The sequence below is a fragment of the Halorussus sp. AFM4 genome, assembly GCF_051194995.1.
Classification (GTDB): domain Archaea; phylum Halobacteriota; class Halobacteria; order Halobacteriales; family Haladaptataceae; genus Halorussus.
Genome location: NZ_JBNTJT010000003.1, coordinates 692270 through 706490, shown reverse-complemented (window position 1 = coordinate 706490; position 14221 = coordinate 692270). Strand labels below are relative to the sequence as shown.

Here is a 14221-nt window from a genome sequence, read left to right as displayed (position 1 = left end):
TACGGTCGAGTCGACGAACGTGAAAGAAGAGCTACCGCGTCCTCACTGCGGGGTCGCGCCCGAGACCTCGGCCAGCGCGTCCTCGATGTCCTTCTCGTTGCGCTCGTTGTACAGCAGCACGTCGATGGGCAGTGTCGGCGCGCCGCCCACGAGGTTCTCCATGATGACCAGTCGCTCGCGGGCCCGGGACATCCCGACGTAGAACACCCGCCGCTCGTTGTCGGTCAGCACCGGCACCGGGTCGGTCGTGGCGGTGAACTCCTCGCCGTCGACCTCGCCGTCCATCGTGGCGGCCATCTGCTCGACCACCTTCTCGGTGAGGTCGGTGGCGACGAACACGTGGTCGGCCTCGCGGCCCTTCGCCGAGTGGATGGTGCCCAGCCGGACCCGGTCGGCGTCCATCCCCTGGTAGTCGCCCTGGAAGTACGCCCGCATCGAGTTCTTCTGGAAGCTGGTGACCTTCCGGACCATGTCGGCCGCCGACGCCGGGCCGGGCATGAACGGCGCGAAGTCTGTCACGAAGTCGGGCTCGACCTCGATCTCGGCGAGGTCGTCGGTGTCGGCCTGCTCCTTGCGCTCGTCGATGGCGTCGAACAGCTCGTCGCGCTCGTTGGTCCCGAACGCCGAGTCCTGGAGCATGTCGGCCAGCCGGCGGGCCTGGAGCCCGGTGATCGGCTCGTCGGCGTCGACCCGCTCGACCGCCTCGACGTACTGCTGGAGCCGGTCGGTCCACATCCGCTGGTCGGTCAGGCACTGGAACGGGATGCCCTCGTCGATGAACTCGTCGATGAACCGGAACATCTGGTAGCGCGCCCGGAACAGGATCATCAGGGTCCCCTCGTCGCTCTGGACGGTGTGGCGGACGTTCCGGACCAGGTCGAGCATCGACGGGGAGTCGACCTGCTCGACCGTGCCGCCCTCCTTGCGGGGCGAGAGGTTCTTCTCCTGGCGCTCCTCGATGTGGCGGACCTCCTGCTGGACCACCCGGAGGATCTCGGAGGGCAGGCGGTAGGAGGTGTCGAGGATGACGTCGTCGCCGCCCTCGTCGAGCAGCAGCTTGGGGTCGGCGCCCTGCCACGCGTAGACGACCTGGTCGTCGTCGCCGGCGATGAGCACCTTCTCCATGTGGGGCTTCCACTCCTCGTAGACGTCGTACTGGAGACTGGTGATGTCCTGGAACTCGTCGATCACGAGGTAGTCGACGTTGGGGAGCAGCGAGCGCTGCTTGACCCGCTCGAGCATGTCGGCGAACCCCACGAGGTCGTTCTCGCCCTTGTAGTTGCGCCAGCCCCGGATGGCCTCGGGGACGTCGAGGCGGTCGTCGTCGCTGGGCCAGGTCGGGGTGTACTTGTTGCCCTCCTGGGCGTTGGGGTCGATGTCCGGCGGCAGCCGGACCTCCTCCTCGTTCCACTGGAACGGGACGTCGTACCAGTCGGCGACGTCGCGGCGGGTGCGCTGGAGCCACTGGCTGGTGGCGATGATCTTGTTCCCGAGGGTGGTCGAGCGGGCGGTCCGGCGGCCCGCGCCGCTGTACTCGTCCTCGAACTCGATGCCGAACTCCTCGCAGAACTCCTTCTTGTCGGACTCGCCGACGACGTCGTTGCGCGAGAGGTCGAGCAGCTCGTAGGCCTTCGCGTGCATCGTGCAGACGGTCCCCTGGAGCGAGCGGGGGTTGAGGTCGCGGCGCTCGGCCAGGCGCTCGCGGACCTCGTTGGCGGCCGCGCGGGTGTACGAGACCAGCAGGATGTCGTTGACGCCGACGCCCTCCGTGTCGAGTATCTCCTCGACGCGGTCGAGCAGCTCCGTCGTCTTCCCGCTCCCGGGCCCACCGAAGAGTCGGGTAACACGTTCTTCCGTGTCTTGGCTCATTACACCAATCCCATGGCCCCATCACTCATAAAACGATGTGAATCGGCCCGAGCGCCGCGAGCCGCGGTCGCTCGGCTTTCGGAAACGGCAGTTCGTGCGCAGAACAGGACCGCTCGACCGACTACGAGGTGTTTCGCGGCGACCGTGCCTCGCGGACTTCGCTTCCGTCTCGGATCTTGTCTTCGCATTCCGGGCACACTCGTGGGTTGTCCACCTCGCGCGGCGTGAACACTCGCGCGTACGCGTCCGTCACGAACGACCCGCAGTTCTGGCACTCAGGCATTTCTCTCCTTCCACTACGGAAATCTTACAATATATTTCTATCGACACTGGCTCGGACCTCTCTAGGGGCATACTAACGGCCGTACACCGGAGCCTAACGGTTCTACACCGTAATATACGAGATGTGAAAATTCCACTTCGGCATCACTGGGGTCTCGGTGGCCCCGGTGCATAAGCAGTTCGAGCCCTCCGGTACTGACGATGGCACCCGCCCTCGACGTGGTCGCGTTCGCGCTGCTCCCCGCGGTGCTGTGGGGGTTCTCGCCCATCGTGTCGAAGCGGGGGATGGCGGCGGGCGGCACCTCGCTGCAGGCGTCGCTGGTCGTCGTGGTCGTGGACACGACCATCTACTGGAGCGCGCTCCTCCTCGTCCGCGGGGTCGACCCCCTCGTGGGCCTCTCGGCGCGGACGCTCGGCGTCTTCGCGTTCGCGGGACTGGTCGGCACGTCGCTCGGTCGCCTCGCGGTGTTCACCGGCGTCGACAGGGTCGGCGCGAGCGTCAACAGCGCCGGGGTCAGCACCCGGCCGCTGTTCGCGACCGCGCTGGCGGTCGTCTGGCTCGGCGAGGCCGTGACGCTCCCGACCGTCCTCGGCGTCCTCGTCCTCGTGGCGGGACTCGTCGTCCTCGCGCTGGCGAAGGGCGGCGACGTCTCGGGGTGGGAGCCCCGGGACCTCCTCTTCCCGGTGGCGGCCGCGGCGGCGTTCGCGGTCGGGAACGTGGTCCGGAAGTTCGGGCTGGAGACGACGCCCGCGACGACGCTGCAGGCCGTCGCGGTGAACGAGACGGCGGCGCTGGTCGGACTCGCCGGCTACGCGCTCGCCACCGACCGCGGCGACGTGTTCGAGATGCCCCGCCGGACGTACGGCCTGTTCGCGGTGTCGGGCACCATCACGGCGGTCGCGCTGCTCTCGCTGTTCGAGGCGTTCGCCCGCGGCCCGGTCGCGGTCGTCGACCCGCTGGCGGGCACCGCGCCGCTGTTCACGACGCTGTTCGCGGCCGTCCTGCTGCGGGACCTGGAGGAGGTCACCCGCGGCGTCGTCGCGGGCGCGGCGCTCATCGTCGTCGGCGCGGGACTGATCACCGCGCTGTAGGCGGCCGGCTCACCTCAGCAGCCGGATCGCGACGCCGGCGGCGATGGTCAGCACGCCGAGGATGGTCGCGATCGGCGGGACCGGGACGAACAGCAGCACCACTCCGGCGAGGATGACGAGCGTCGAGAATCGGACCATGCGACGGCTACGACGTCGAGCCGGAAACGCCTTACTTGGGCGTCCGTCGGGTCGGCTCGCGGAAAAATGGGGTCGTCGGTTCGGGACCTGTGCCGGGCGGTGGCGGGGCGAGCGCCGCGCCTACGGTCGCCAGCCGCAGACCGAACACTCGCTCGCGGACGTGTCGTGGAGTCCGCCGCACTCGGGACACTGCTTCTTGTTATAGTCCTGCTGCCAGCTGACCGTCTCGGTTTCGTGGCCGCGCTCGGACAGGAATTCGTCGAAGACGTCGTCGTCGCCGGTCGGTGCGGTCGCCATACATGGTATGCTAACGCAAACCATCCTTATAACCGTGTTGGTGTAACAGTCCGGCTATAGAGCTATCGAAACGGCCGATTTCTCGTGTGGTCCGACCTGTCGTCGCGCGTAGGAGGCGCTTAACTGCGGTGACGAAGGACTTGCGAGCGGTAGGTCGACCGGGGAGAAACGGCGGCGAGACGCCGGAGGGCGAGCGGGATTATCGCACCGAGCGCTACTCGAACTTCACGCCGACGTCGTGCAGCCCCTCGTTCTCCGTGGCGAGGTTGATGAGCAGCGGCGTCAGGCTCTCGACCTCGGCGGCGTTGGCGATACCGCCCGCGCGGAGCGCCCGCAGGCCCTCGATCTGGTCGGCCAGCTGGACCACGGTCTCGACCGCGTCCTCGTCGTCGCCGACCACCAGCGTGTCCTGGTCGAGCTCCACGTCGAGGTTGGCCAGCCGGTCGGCCGAGAGGTTGTGGAACGCCCCGACCACCGGGACCCCCTCGGGCGCGGCGTCCGCGACCAGTTCGGTGACGCTGCCGACCTTCGGCGGCTTGTAGTGGAACCCCTCGTCGTCGCGGTCCATGCCGACCGCGGGGGTGACCAGCACGTCGGCGTCGGCGACGCGGTCGGCGATGTCCTCGACGAGGTCCCGGACGTGGAACGCGGGCACGGCCAGCACCACGACGTCGGCCCGGTCGGCCGCCATCTCGTTGGCGAACCCCTTGACCTCCCGGTCGACGCCGACGCTGTCGAGTTCGGTCTCGTACTCGTCGGCCTTGGTGCGGGCCTTCTCCGGGTCGCGCGAGCCGACGAGCACCTCGTGGTCGGTGTCGCGCGCCCACCGGAGCGCGAGCGCCTGTCCGATGTCGCCGGTTCCGCCGAGGAGTGCGATTCGCATACCCCACAGTCGGGTCGGCGCCGGATTAAACGTTCCTCACTCCGCCCCGCGGCGCGGCCGAGGCGTTCCGGACTCCCGGTCAGCCGAGCAACGTCCCCGAGCCGGCGGTCCGTGCGGACAGCACGACGCTCTCGGCGTCGGTCCCGACGGTCCTGCTCGTCGACCCGTAGACGAGCCGACGCAGCCGTCCGGTCGTGGGTGCGCCCACCACGGTGAGCTCGTAGTACCGGGACTGCTCGACGATGGCGTCGGTCGGGTCCTCGGCCTCCAGCACCCACGTCGCCGTGGTCTCCGGCCGCCCGACGCGCCGCCGGGCCGCCGCCACGTACTCCTCGGCCTCGCGTCGGCGGGCGTCCCCGGCGCCCTCCTCGACGACGTGGAGCACGTCGACCCAGGCGCCGTTGGCCGCCGCGACGCGTCGGGCGACGTCCGCGGCCAGCCCCGAGTGGGGGCCGCCGGCGACGGGGAGCAGTATCGACGGCACTCCGTCGTACCCCCGTCGCCCGTTCACCGTGACGACGTCGCAGTCGGCGTCGGTCGCGAGGCGCTCGGTCTCGCTCCGCCGGAGGCGGCCTCCGGTCGACTCGCCCGGCAGGACGACCGTGTCGACGTCGCTGTTTCGGATGCGGTCGCGAACGCGCGCCACCGGCCGGCGACCGACCAGGAGCTCGCGGTCGACGTCCGTCGCGTACCCCTCCGCCTCGGTTACGGCCCACTCGAGGCGCTCGCGGTCGTCCTCCCCGACGAACCGGTGGCTGAGCCCGAGCGGCGCCCGGGCCGGGATCCGGACGGGAGCGACCACCCGGAGGCCGGCGCCGGTCGCCCGGGCCAGCGTCCCGGCGACCCGTATCTGGTCGGCGAGCGCGGCGCGCGACCGGTCGAACAGCGGCACGAGGACGGGGCCCCGGTCCGAGTCCTCCGCGGTTCGGGACGCGGCGTTCGAGGAGTCGCTCGGCTCTGCGAGGCCCACGGCGTCGACGGGCGAGAAGCTCATGGGATTCCGTTACTGCTTATCTATAATAAACCTTTGATGCGGTTACGCGTATCATACGCGGCCAAAATCCCGGATGCGAAAATCAACCCCGGCTCGGTGGTCACGTCCGGCTCTGCTCGCCCCGTAGTCGCTCCAGTCCGCCGAAGTACGCCAGCCACGCGGCGAGCGCCGTCCCGAGTCCCCGAGCGGTCAGACGAACCGGCGAGTAGAGGCCGGCGTTATCGACTGCGAATCGAACGACCTCTTGCCAGACGAACTGCGTCGCGAGGACGCCGACCAAGAACAGCGCGTGTCGACGCCAACCCCGTGCGTACAGCCTCGTATCGAGACTGTAGGTGACCGGCAGTGCGAGTAGGAACGTGACGGGAATGACGAGCAGTTGCGTGATCGGGTCGGGCGGCCCGAACAGGCCGCCGAGGAGGAAGGCGACGAGGAGGGCGTCCACGACGGCACCTCCGAGTCGGGACCAGTCCATGCCCGGGAGCGCGGACCGAACTCGGAAAAGCCTATCTACTCCAACAGCTCCGGCAGGTCGTTGACCGAGTCGATGACCGCGTCCGCGCCCGCCGCCTCGTACTTCCGGCGGCCCTCCTCGCCGGTCAGCCCGCCCGTCAGCACGCCGACGCCGTAGTAGTCGCGGTCGGGGTCCTCGTCGTCGGCGTTGCGCGCCGTCCGGACGTCGTCGAGCGTGTCGCCGACGAAGACGACCGACTCCGCGCCGAACCGCTCCGCGAGCGTGACCAGCGCGCGCGGGTGGGGCTTGCCCTCCGCCCAGTCGTCCATCGTGAACCGGCGGTCGTCGGGCACGTCGAGGCCCGCCCGGCGCATGGCGATGTCGGCCTCGGCGGCGGGTCGGCCGGTGACCACGCCCAGCGGGGAGTCGGCCAGGCGGTCCAGCGTCTCGCCGTCGAGCAGCACCGGTTCGTCGCGGATGAAGCCGGGCGCCTCGATGTCGGGCTCGCCGCCCTCGATGTCGGCGTAGAGGTCGGCGCCGAGGTAGAGCTGCTGGAACACCTCGCGGAGCCGCTCGGGGTCCCAGTCGGCCCGGGCCCGCTCGCGGGCCGCCGGCGGGAGGGCGTCGTCCACGACTGCCTCGGCGGCGTCGAGCCCGTCTGCCGCGTCGACGTCGTCGCTCTCGGCGCGGCGGGCCGCGATGCGGTCGGTGAACTCGGCGACGTCCAGGTCGAGTCCCTCGCGGCGCGCGAGCACGAACAGCGCCGCGGCGTAGGTGAGCTCCCAGTCGTTGTTGAAGCCGCCGGCGTCCTTGAACGCCTGGATGGCCGACTTCTCGATGGTGTCGCCGTGGACGCGCTCGACCGACTCCACGATGGCGCGTCGGTAGGAGTCGGCCACGTCCACGACCACTCCGTCGATGTCCAGCACGACCGCGTCTGCTTGCATGCGAGGGGGTAGTCAACCGTCGCTCAAGGGTCTTCCGACAGGAATCGAAAGGGTTGGGTCCCGGGCCGCGGAGAGTGCCGTATGGACCGCGACGAACTCGGCGAACTGTACGGCCGCGAGGAGTACTACTGGGGCACCGAGCCGAACGACCTCGCCCGCCGGGCGGTCGAGCACCTGGACGACCCTTCGGAGGCGGTCGTCGCGGACGTCGGCGCCGGCGAGGGCCGCGACGCCGTCTTCTTCGCCGAGCGCGGCGCGACGGTCTACGCGATCGACCCGGTGCCGGAGGGACTGGCGAAGGCCGAGCGACTCGCCGGCGACCGCGGCGTCGAGGTCGAGCCCCGACCCGGGGACGTGAACGACCTCGACCTGCCCGAGCCGGTCGACCTGTTCTACTCCATCGGGACGGTCCAGTACCTCCGCCCGGAGAACCGCCCGGCGCAGTTCGGCCGCTTCCGCGAGGCGACCCGACCGGGCGGCGTCCACGCCGTCTTCGCGTTCGTGGACCGTCCCGACGTCCCGACGCCGCCCGACTGGGGCGACAACGAGCACTTCTACGACCCGGGCGAGCTCTCTGGCTACTACGACGGGTGGGAGCTGTCAGAGGAGGAGGCGTTCGTCTTCGACGACGACTCGGGCGGCGAACCGCACCGCCACGCCGCCGAGGTCGTGATCGCGCGGAAACCGTGAGTGCCGTCCCAACCGGGTGGAGTCCGGGGTTCACCCCGAACCGTCGAACCCGCTGTCGAAGCGCCGGTCCTCGCCGGCCCAGTTCCGCACGCCGGCGCAGTCGTGGTTCTCCGGGAGCTGGTGCTCGGGACAGTAGGCGTTCCCGCAGTACGAACACCCCCGGTCCCCCGTCATCTTCTCGCCGCATCGCTTGCAGGTGCCCATGCGACGACTACGCGGTTCACGGCAATAACGCTAGGGACGTGTTACCGTACCGCGCCGTAGCGGGGCCGGTCGGTCGTTCCTCGCACCCGGAGCAGCCCTCAGGAGACGCGCCCGGCGCGTCCGCCTCCCCTCGCCCGCTGGCCGCCCGATTCACCCGCCGGACTCCTGAGCCCCCATCACCTGCGCGACGTGGCTGAGCGTGACCAGTCCGAGGCCGCCCGCGAGGTTGCCCGCAGTGACGATGGCCGTCGTGGCGGCCAGCTCGCCGAGTCCGATGTTGGCTCCCAGGAAGACGCCGAAGAGGACGTGGAGGATGGTGACGATGACGTGGTCGAACACGCCGAGCGTCAGCAGAACGCCGACGATGTACGCGACGGCGATGCGACTCGCGACGCTGTCGACCGCCTCCAGCATGAACGACAGCAGCGACACGAGCGCCCCGCCGGTGACCGCCTTCGCGAACTCGGCGGCCGCCGGGCGGTGGACGATGGTCACGGCGGTCTCGGTCAGCACGTGGACCGCTCCCTTCGACAGCGCTCCCTCCACGGAGAGCAGGTAGATCAGGAGCACGCCGCCCACGAGGTTGAGCGAGAAGGTGACGACCCACAGGCGGAGGAGCGGTCGGACCATCCAGGTGTCGTCGGCGTCGACCGCCTTGGCCACCGGGTCGAAGAAGTTCTCGTTGAACAGTTCGGTCCGGCCGACGACGAGGAACACGACGCCGACGCCGAACGCGAGCGCGCCGGCGATGGGCGCGAGCTCGGCGAACCGCGGCTCGAACGCGCCCTCCACGATGCCGAGCGCGAGCATCCCGAACACGACCGTGAACCCGGCGATGAAGCTGGTCGCGACGAGTTCGAGCAGCGACTGGTCGAGCCGGCGCTCGCCCTCTTGGACTGCCCTCTCGAATATCTCGGACGGGTCGGGTGCGACGGCCACGTCCGTTCGGTCGGTCTGAGCCCTGTTAAGGCTCTTGGCGGGACGAACGGGTAGGGGCTGCCTAAGCGTCCGGAGAGACCGGACGCTACTCCCGGGCCACGAAAAGGGTCTCGCCGGGTATCGTCTCGCGAGCGACGGGAACCGCGGGCTGGTCGCCCCCGAGGGTGGTGAACAGCAGTGCGGCGTCGTGGTCGCGGGCGACCGCCAGCGCGGGCCGGTGGAGCTCCGGCGGGAGGTTCAGCGCGTAGACGGCGTCGGCGTCGCGGTACACCGCGGGGTCGGGGTCGACCACGTCGTCGCGGACGAACTCGACGCCGGCCGGCACCTCGCGGGGGCGGACGTCGGTCGCGGTGACGCGCTTGCCGGCGTCGGCCAGCGCGGCGGCGACGTCGGGGCGCTCGCCGATCCCGACCTCCACCAGTCGCTCGAAGTCCGACAGGCGGCCGACGATGGCACGACGGGTTCGGGGTCGCACGGCGGGAAGTTTATGGGCCGCTCCCGCATAGTGTTTCCCATGCTCGTTGACGTCGTCCCGGTCGGGGATCTCTCTGCGACAGTCAAGCGACAGGCCTCGACCGCCCTGCGCTCGGTCTACGACTGCGAGGTCACCATCCACGACGCCCAGCCGATTCCGACCGGGGCCCACGACGAGAAGCGCGACCAGTACCGGGCCGAGGAGTTCATCGAACTCGCCGGCCGCGTGGGGTCGGGGGAGAAGAACATCGCCATCACGCCCAAGGACCTCTTCTACCGCCGCCGCAACTACGTGTTCGGTCTCGCCTACCTCGACGGGAACGGGAGCGTGATCTCGACGTACCGCCTCCAGACCTCCAGCGACGGGGGGTTCTCGAACCGCAGCGCGAGCGAGATCTTCGACGACCGGGTCCGCAAGGAGGTCGTCCACGAGATCGGCCACACGCTCGGGCTCGAGCACTGCGACAACAAGCGCTGCGTCATGAACTTCTCGCCGACCGTCCGCGAGGTCGACGTCAAGGAGGAGAACCTCTGTGGCTCCTGCCAGCGCGAAGTGATGTAGCCGCCGGCCGCCGCCCGCGCTCGTCCCTCCTTTTTCCTGCGGATGACCGCTTCGAGCCGAGCTACCGCCCGTCTCTCCGCGGCAGCCCCCGCCACCGGACGCCCTCGACGGCGGCGCCGAGCAGGCCGACCACCGCCACCGCCAGCGGCACCACCTGCCGGCCCATGTCGGCCGGCAGCACGTACTTCGCCATGGCGGCCGCGAAGCCGACGTAGCGCTCGACGACCGACTCCTCGCCGCCGTCGGCGAGGCCGGCCTCGGTCGCGGTCGGGCGGTCGCTGGAGCCCTCGCCGGGGAGTCGGTCGGCCTCGTACGGCAGCCGGCCGGTCTCGACCGCCCAGACGATGACGCCGTTCTCGTCGACCTCGACCACCCGGTCGTTGTACGAGTCCGTGATGAGGGTGTGGCCGTTCGGCAGCCGGTCGGCGTCCCGCGGCCAGTTGAGGGTCGCGCTCCCGCCGAACTCCCAGACGACCTCGCCCGACCGATTCAGTTCGACCACCCGGTCGTGCTCGCTGTCGGCGACCAGCAGGTGGCCCCCGGCGAGCCGGTCGGGGTTGTGCTGCTCGTAGAGCACGCCGCCCTTGCCGGCGTACCGGTTCGGCCCGACCACGGGGCGGACCGTCACGTTGCGGCCGCCCGGGCCGGACGCGGCGGCGCCGGAACCGCTCCCCGTCGCGTTCTCGACGCGGAGCTCGATCACGGTGTCGAAGTTCCGGAGGCTGACCTGGAACACGCCGGGACGGAGCCGGTCCACGTCGTTCATGTGGGTCCAGTCGCCCTCCGGCCCGATCCCCTTCGGGCGGTCGTAGGTGTCGGTGGCGTTCCACTGCCAGACGATCTCCTTCTGGCGGTTCACGGCGAACACGCGGTCGTTGCCCATGTCGACCATGACCCACCGGTCGCTCCCGTTGACGGTGTAGTGGTCGGCGTCGTGGAGCTCGTGCTCGTGGAGCTTCGCGTCGTACCAGGCGTACTCCCACTGCACCTCGTTGGTCGACTGCTCGACGACGCGGAGCGCGTTGCGCACGCAGTCGTCGAAGCCGTCGTTGCGGAACCGGGCCGGGCAGTCCGAGTCGCGGATCTCGGTCGCGGTCGACACCTGGACCGTGTCGGGGCCGAGCGCCTCGACGTCGAACACGTCGTCCGGCTTCGCGTACTCCCAGACGACCTCGCCCTCCGGGGAGAGCTCGATCGCCTTCCCTTCGCTCTTGTACCCCTGGAGGGCGACGAGGGTGTTGTTCTCTGGCGACTCCTTCGCGACGGTGCGGCGGGGCTGGTCGGGGGCGGCGAGCACGCCGACGCTCGCGACCGCGAGCGCCGCGACCGCGACGAGCGCGAACAGCTTGGCGCGGCGCTCGTGGCCGGTCCCGAGCCACTCCGGAAGTCGTGTCACTGCGTGGGGGTATGCGTTCGCTGACGAAAACCGTTCGGTTCCGCGCCGGCGCGGAACCGCCCCGTACGCCTCGGTAGCCCGGCGTGTGACGCGTTCACTCGGGGGGTCGCCGCGAGGCGGTCGAACTGAGAACGGAGCGCCGAACGGGACCGCCGGGGGCGTCGACCGAGTCGAGGTCAGGGCGCGTAGTAGTACTCGCCCTCGCGCTTCTGCTCCTTGTCGAGCTGGCTCCCCGGCTTGTTGATGCGGGGCCGGCCCACGTTCTCGTCGCGCCGGAACGTGATGTCGAGGTTGGCGAGGAAGTCGTTCATCCCCTCGCGCATCCCCTTCGGCTTGCTGGCGCGCCCGTGGACCGCGGGCTCGCCGTCGAAGACCATCAGCCGGTCGGCCAGCAGGTCGATCATGTAGATGTCGTGGTCGATGACCATCACCGTGGCGTCCTGCTGCTCGGCGAACCGCCGGATGGCGTTGGTCGCCCGCACCCGCTGCTCGACGTCGAGGTACGCCGACGGCTCGTCGAGCAGGTAGAGGTCGGCCGACTCCGACAGGCAGGCCGCGACGGCGACCCGCTGGCGCTCGCCGCCCGAGAGGTCCAGCAGGTTCTGCTCCATGATGCGGTCGAGCTGGAGCGGCTGGGCGATCTCGGTGTCCCAGTACGACGTGCCCACCCGGTCGGTGATCGACCGCAGGAACGCCTCGACCTGCATCGGCTGGTCGATCTCGATGTACTGGGGCTTGTACGAGATGTCCAGATCGAAGTCGACGTCGCCCTCGTCCGGCTCCAGCTTGCCCGCGAGCAGGTCGGCGAACGTCGACTTCCCGATGCCGTTCGGGCCGACGATGCCCAGCACCTCGTTCTCGCGGATGGCCCCGCCCTCCACCTCGAGCGAGAACTCGCCCTCGCCGTAGGACTTCGAGAGGTCGGGGTACTCGACCAGCGTGTCGGCCCGGGTCACCTGCCGCGGGGCGTGCTCCTCGAACTCGATGGCGTTCGGCCGGATGCGCATGTTCTCGTTGTCGAGGTACCCCTCGAGGTACTCGTTGATGCCGTTCCGGACCGACTTCGGCGAGGTGATGACGCCGTACGCCCCGGGTTCGCCGTACGCGACGTGGAGGTTGTCGGCCACCAGGTCGAGGATGGCCAGGTCGTGCTCGACGACGAGCATCGACTTGCCCTCCTCCTCGGCCATCTCCTGGATGAGCCGGGCGGCCTTCACGCGCTGGCTGATGTCGAGGTACGGCGTGATCTCGTCGACGAAGTAGAAGTCGACGTCCCGGGCCAGGCAGGCCACCAGCGCGACTCGCTGGAGCTCCCCGCCCGAGAGGCTGTCGATGTCCTGGTCGCGGACGTGCTCGATCTCGAGCCGTTCGAGCAGGTCGTCGAGCACGCCGCGCTCGTCGACGTTCTCCAGCAGCTGCTCGGTCGGGCCGTCGAACCGGTCGGGGATCTTGTCGACGTACTGGGGCTTGCGCGCCACGCTCACGTCGCCGTCCTTCACGGCCGCCAGGTAGTCCTGGAGCTCGGTGCCCCGGTAGGCGTCGAGCACCGCGTCCCAGCCCGGCGGCTCTGCGTGCTCGCCCAGGTTCGGCGCGAGCTCGCCCGCCAGGATCCGGACCGCGGTGGTCTTCCCGATGCCGTTCGGGCCGAGGATGCCCGTGACCTGGCCCTCCAGCGGGACCGGCAGCCCGTACAGCGAGAAGGCGTTCTCGCCGTAGCGGTGGACCGGGTCGTCCTGGAGCTCCTGGGGAAGGTTGATGATCTCGATCGCGTCGAACGGGCACTTCTCGACGCAGATGCCGCAGGTCTCGCCCAGGCAGATCTCCTCGCTGATGTGGACCTGGTCGGGGTCGCCCTCCTCGGCGTCGTCGCCCCGGAGCGTGATGCACTCCTTGCCCGTGCGGTTCGGCGGGCAGTAGTTCTTGCACTCGTAGTTGCAGCGGTCGGGCTGACACCGCTCGAGGTCCACGACCGCGATGCTATCGTCCGCCATGAATCAGAAGGTGACTCCGTTGGTCAGGAGGATGGTCCACGTGACGAACCACAGCGAGAAGGTCATGAACGCAACGTAGAGGTGGTCCTTCGTGGAGAAGTCCCCGACGTCGATGCCGAGTCCCTGCATGATGGGCAGTTCGAGCACGACGAACGCCACCACGATGGCCAGCCCCAGCTGGTCCTTGGCCGCGGTGCCCAGGACCATCGCCGAGACCAGCGCCGCGGCGATGCCCCCCAGCGAGGCCACGGCCGTCACGGTGACGCCCCTGATATGGGATGCCCGTCGCTCGGATACCTGTTCGGTCGCCATGGCTGTTCGTCGGGGACGCTCCCTCAAAAACCCCAAGCTTTCGTCGCGCCCCGAATCTCGGCACCGTCCCGGACGCGGGCCGGCCCGGCGTCCGGACGTGGGGCCGGTCCAGCGTCGGGATGTCGGCCGGTCCAACGCCGGGACGTCGGCCGGCCCAGACGACGCCGGTCCAGCGTCGACCGTGGCGGGCGCTGAGAGGCCCCGACCGCGGCCCCGCGCCGGGCCGCCGTACCACTTTTGGTCGCATCGCTGTAAGGTCGTAGTGCAAAGGTCGTACTTTTATGCCGGTGGCGTGTTTCGATTCGTAACGATGGCAACTCAGTCCGAGCTAGAGGACATCGACGACCTGCCCCCCAGCGCCAAGCTGGTCTTCAAGGTGCTGGAGTACAAGGGCGCGCTCACGCAGAAACAGATCGTCGAGGAGTCGATGCTGTCGGCCCGCACCGTGCGGTACGCGCTCGAGCGACTGGAGGAGCTCGACGTGGTGACCGAGGACGTCTACTTCGCGGACGCCCGACAGAACCTCTACGAGATCGACGTCGCCTGCGACACCTCGGCGGACGGCGCCGACGCCCAGAAGTGCGCCGAGTGAGCGCCCGATTCACCCCGTAGGTCTCTGCCTCGTTCATCTGCACCGTCCCTCTGCACCGGACTAGCCGCCCGTAGAGTCGGCGCCGGCGGAGGCCCTCCCGGCCTC

General features: G+C 69.7%; 18 protein-coding genes. 4 read left to right on the top strand and 14 right to left on the bottom strand.

The window, feature by feature from the left end; all coding sequences use genetic code 11:
- Window positions 1-42: 42 nt before the first annotated feature.
- Both ACQUQF_RS16650 and ACQUQF_RS16645 read right to left on the bottom strand, forming a co-directional pair.
- On the bottom strand, window positions 43-1869 hold the full coding sequence (locus ACQUQF_RS16650) for a UvrD-helicase domain-containing protein (protein ID WP_435180217.1): 1827 nt from the start codon (window positions 1867-1869) through the stop codon (window positions 43-45).
- 121 nt (window positions 1870-1990) lie between these two features.
- Window positions 1991-2152, bottom strand: coding sequence for a DUF7563 family protein (locus ACQUQF_RS16645; RefSeq protein WP_420028692.1), 162 nt, complete (start codon window positions 2150-2152; stop codon window positions 1991-1993).
- 200 nt (window positions 2153-2352) lie between these two features.
- On the opposite strand from ACQUQF_RS16645, the gene ACQUQF_RS16640 reads away from it, so the two are divergent.
- Window positions 2353-3243: an EamA family transporter gene (locus ACQUQF_RS16640; protein ID WP_435180216.1), complete on the top strand. Its 891-nt coding sequence runs from the start codon at window positions 2353-2355 to the stop codon at window positions 3241-3243.
- Window positions 3244-3252: 9 nt separating this feature from the next.
- On the opposite strand, the gene ACQUQF_RS16635 is transcribed toward ACQUQF_RS16640, so the two are convergent.
- The 6 genes from ACQUQF_RS16635 to ACQUQF_RS16610 all read right to left on the bottom strand — a co-directional run bounded on the left by ACQUQF_RS16635 (window position 3253) and on the right by ACQUQF_RS16610 (window position 6956).
- Window positions 3253-3381: a transporter gene (locus ACQUQF_RS16635; protein ID WP_435180215.1), complete on the bottom strand. Its 129-nt coding sequence runs from the start codon at window positions 3379-3381 to the stop codon at window positions 3253-3255.
- 120 nt (window positions 3382-3501) lie between these two features.
- A complete protein-coding gene (locus tag ACQUQF_RS16630) occupies window positions 3502-3678 on the bottom strand; it encodes an HVO_0416 family zinc finger protein (RefSeq protein WP_435180214.1) in 177 nt (58 codons plus the stop codon).
- Between the two features lie 214 nt (window positions 3679-3892).
- Window positions 3893-4561 carry an NADPH-dependent F420 reductase gene (gene npdG, locus ACQUQF_RS16625; protein ID WP_435180213.1) on the bottom strand — a complete coding sequence of 223 codons (669 nt, stop codon included), beginning with the start codon at window positions 4559-4561 and terminating at the stop codon, window positions 3893-3895.
- A gap of 79 nt (window positions 4562-4640) precedes the next feature.
- Window positions 4641-5555 carry a universal stress protein gene (locus ACQUQF_RS16620; protein WP_435180212.1) on the bottom strand — a complete coding sequence of 305 codons (915 nt, stop codon included), beginning with the start codon at window positions 5553-5555 and terminating at the stop codon, window positions 4641-4643.
- A gap of 100 nt (window positions 5556-5655) precedes the next feature.
- Window positions 5656-6000: a hypothetical protein gene (locus tag ACQUQF_RS16615; protein ID WP_435180211.1), complete on the bottom strand. Its 345-nt coding sequence runs from the start codon at window positions 5998-6000 to the stop codon at window positions 5656-5658.
- Window positions 6001-6065: 65 nt separating this feature from the next.
- Window positions 6066-6956 carry a TIGR01548 family HAD-type hydrolase gene (locus ACQUQF_RS16610; protein WP_435180210.1) on the bottom strand — a complete coding sequence of 297 codons (891 nt, stop codon included), beginning with the start codon at window positions 6954-6956 and terminating at the stop codon, window positions 6066-6068.
- A gap of 81 nt (window positions 6957-7037) precedes the next feature.
- Here ACQUQF_RS16610 and ACQUQF_RS16605 point away from each other — a divergent pair, with 81 nt between their 5' ends.
- Entirely contained in the window at window positions 7038-7646 is a 609-nt protein-coding gene (locus ACQUQF_RS16605) for an SAM-dependent methyltransferase (protein ID WP_435180209.1), read from the top strand.
- Between the two features lie 30 nt (window positions 7647-7676).
- Here ACQUQF_RS16605 and ACQUQF_RS16600 read toward each other — a convergent pair whose 3' ends face one another.
- From ACQUQF_RS16600 to ACQUQF_RS16590, 3 genes are all read right to left on the bottom strand, one after another.
- Window positions 7677-7850, bottom strand: a complete 174-nt coding sequence (locus ACQUQF_RS16600; protein WP_435180208.1) for an AN1-type zinc finger domain-containing protein — start codon at window positions 7848-7850, stop codon at window positions 7677-7679.
- 150 nt (window positions 7851-8000) lie between these two features.
- Window positions 8001-8789 (bottom strand): formate/nitrite transporter family protein, encoded by a 789-nt coding sequence (locus tag ACQUQF_RS16595; protein ID WP_435180207.1) that lies wholly within the window; start codon window positions 8787-8789, stop codon window positions 8001-8003.
- Between the two features lie 85 nt (window positions 8790-8874).
- Window positions 8875-9264 (bottom strand): UPF0146 family protein, encoded by a 390-nt coding sequence (locus tag ACQUQF_RS16590; RefSeq protein WP_435180206.1) that lies wholly within the window; start codon window positions 9262-9264, stop codon window positions 8875-8877.
- Between the two features lie 39 nt (window positions 9265-9303).
- Here ACQUQF_RS16590 and ACQUQF_RS16585 point away from each other — a divergent pair, with 39 nt between their 5' ends.
- A complete protein-coding gene (locus ACQUQF_RS16585; protein ID WP_435180205.1) occupies window positions 9304-9825 on the top strand; it encodes an archaemetzincin family Zn-dependent metalloprotease in 522 nt (173 codons plus the stop codon).
- Window positions 9826-9886: 61 nt separating this feature from the next.
- Here the strand turns inward: ACQUQF_RS16585 and ACQUQF_RS16580 are convergent, their stop codons facing one another.
- From ACQUQF_RS16580 to ACQUQF_RS16570, 3 genes are all read right to left on the bottom strand, one after another.
- A complete protein-coding gene (locus ACQUQF_RS16580) occupies window positions 9887-11221 on the bottom strand; it encodes a hypothetical protein (protein WP_435180204.1) in 1335 nt (444 codons plus the stop codon).
- Between the two features lie 176 nt (window positions 11222-11397).
- Window positions 11398-13212, bottom strand: coding sequence for a ribosome biogenesis/translation initiation ATPase RLI (locus ACQUQF_RS16575; protein WP_435180203.1), 1815 nt, complete (start codon window positions 13210-13212; stop codon window positions 11398-11400).
- A gap of 3 nt (window positions 13213-13215) precedes the next feature.
- Entirely contained in the window at window positions 13216-13524 is a 309-nt protein-coding gene (locus tag ACQUQF_RS16570) for a hypothetical protein (RefSeq protein ID WP_435180202.1), read from the bottom strand.
- A gap of 310 nt (window positions 13525-13834) precedes the next feature.
- On the opposite strand from ACQUQF_RS16570, the gene ACQUQF_RS16565 reads away from it, so the two are divergent.
- On the top strand, window positions 13835-14116 hold the full coding sequence (locus ACQUQF_RS16565; RefSeq protein ID WP_115796254.1) for a helix-turn-helix transcriptional regulator: 282 nt from the start codon (window positions 13835-13837) through the stop codon (window positions 14114-14116).
- Window positions 14117-14221: the final 105 nt, after the last annotated feature.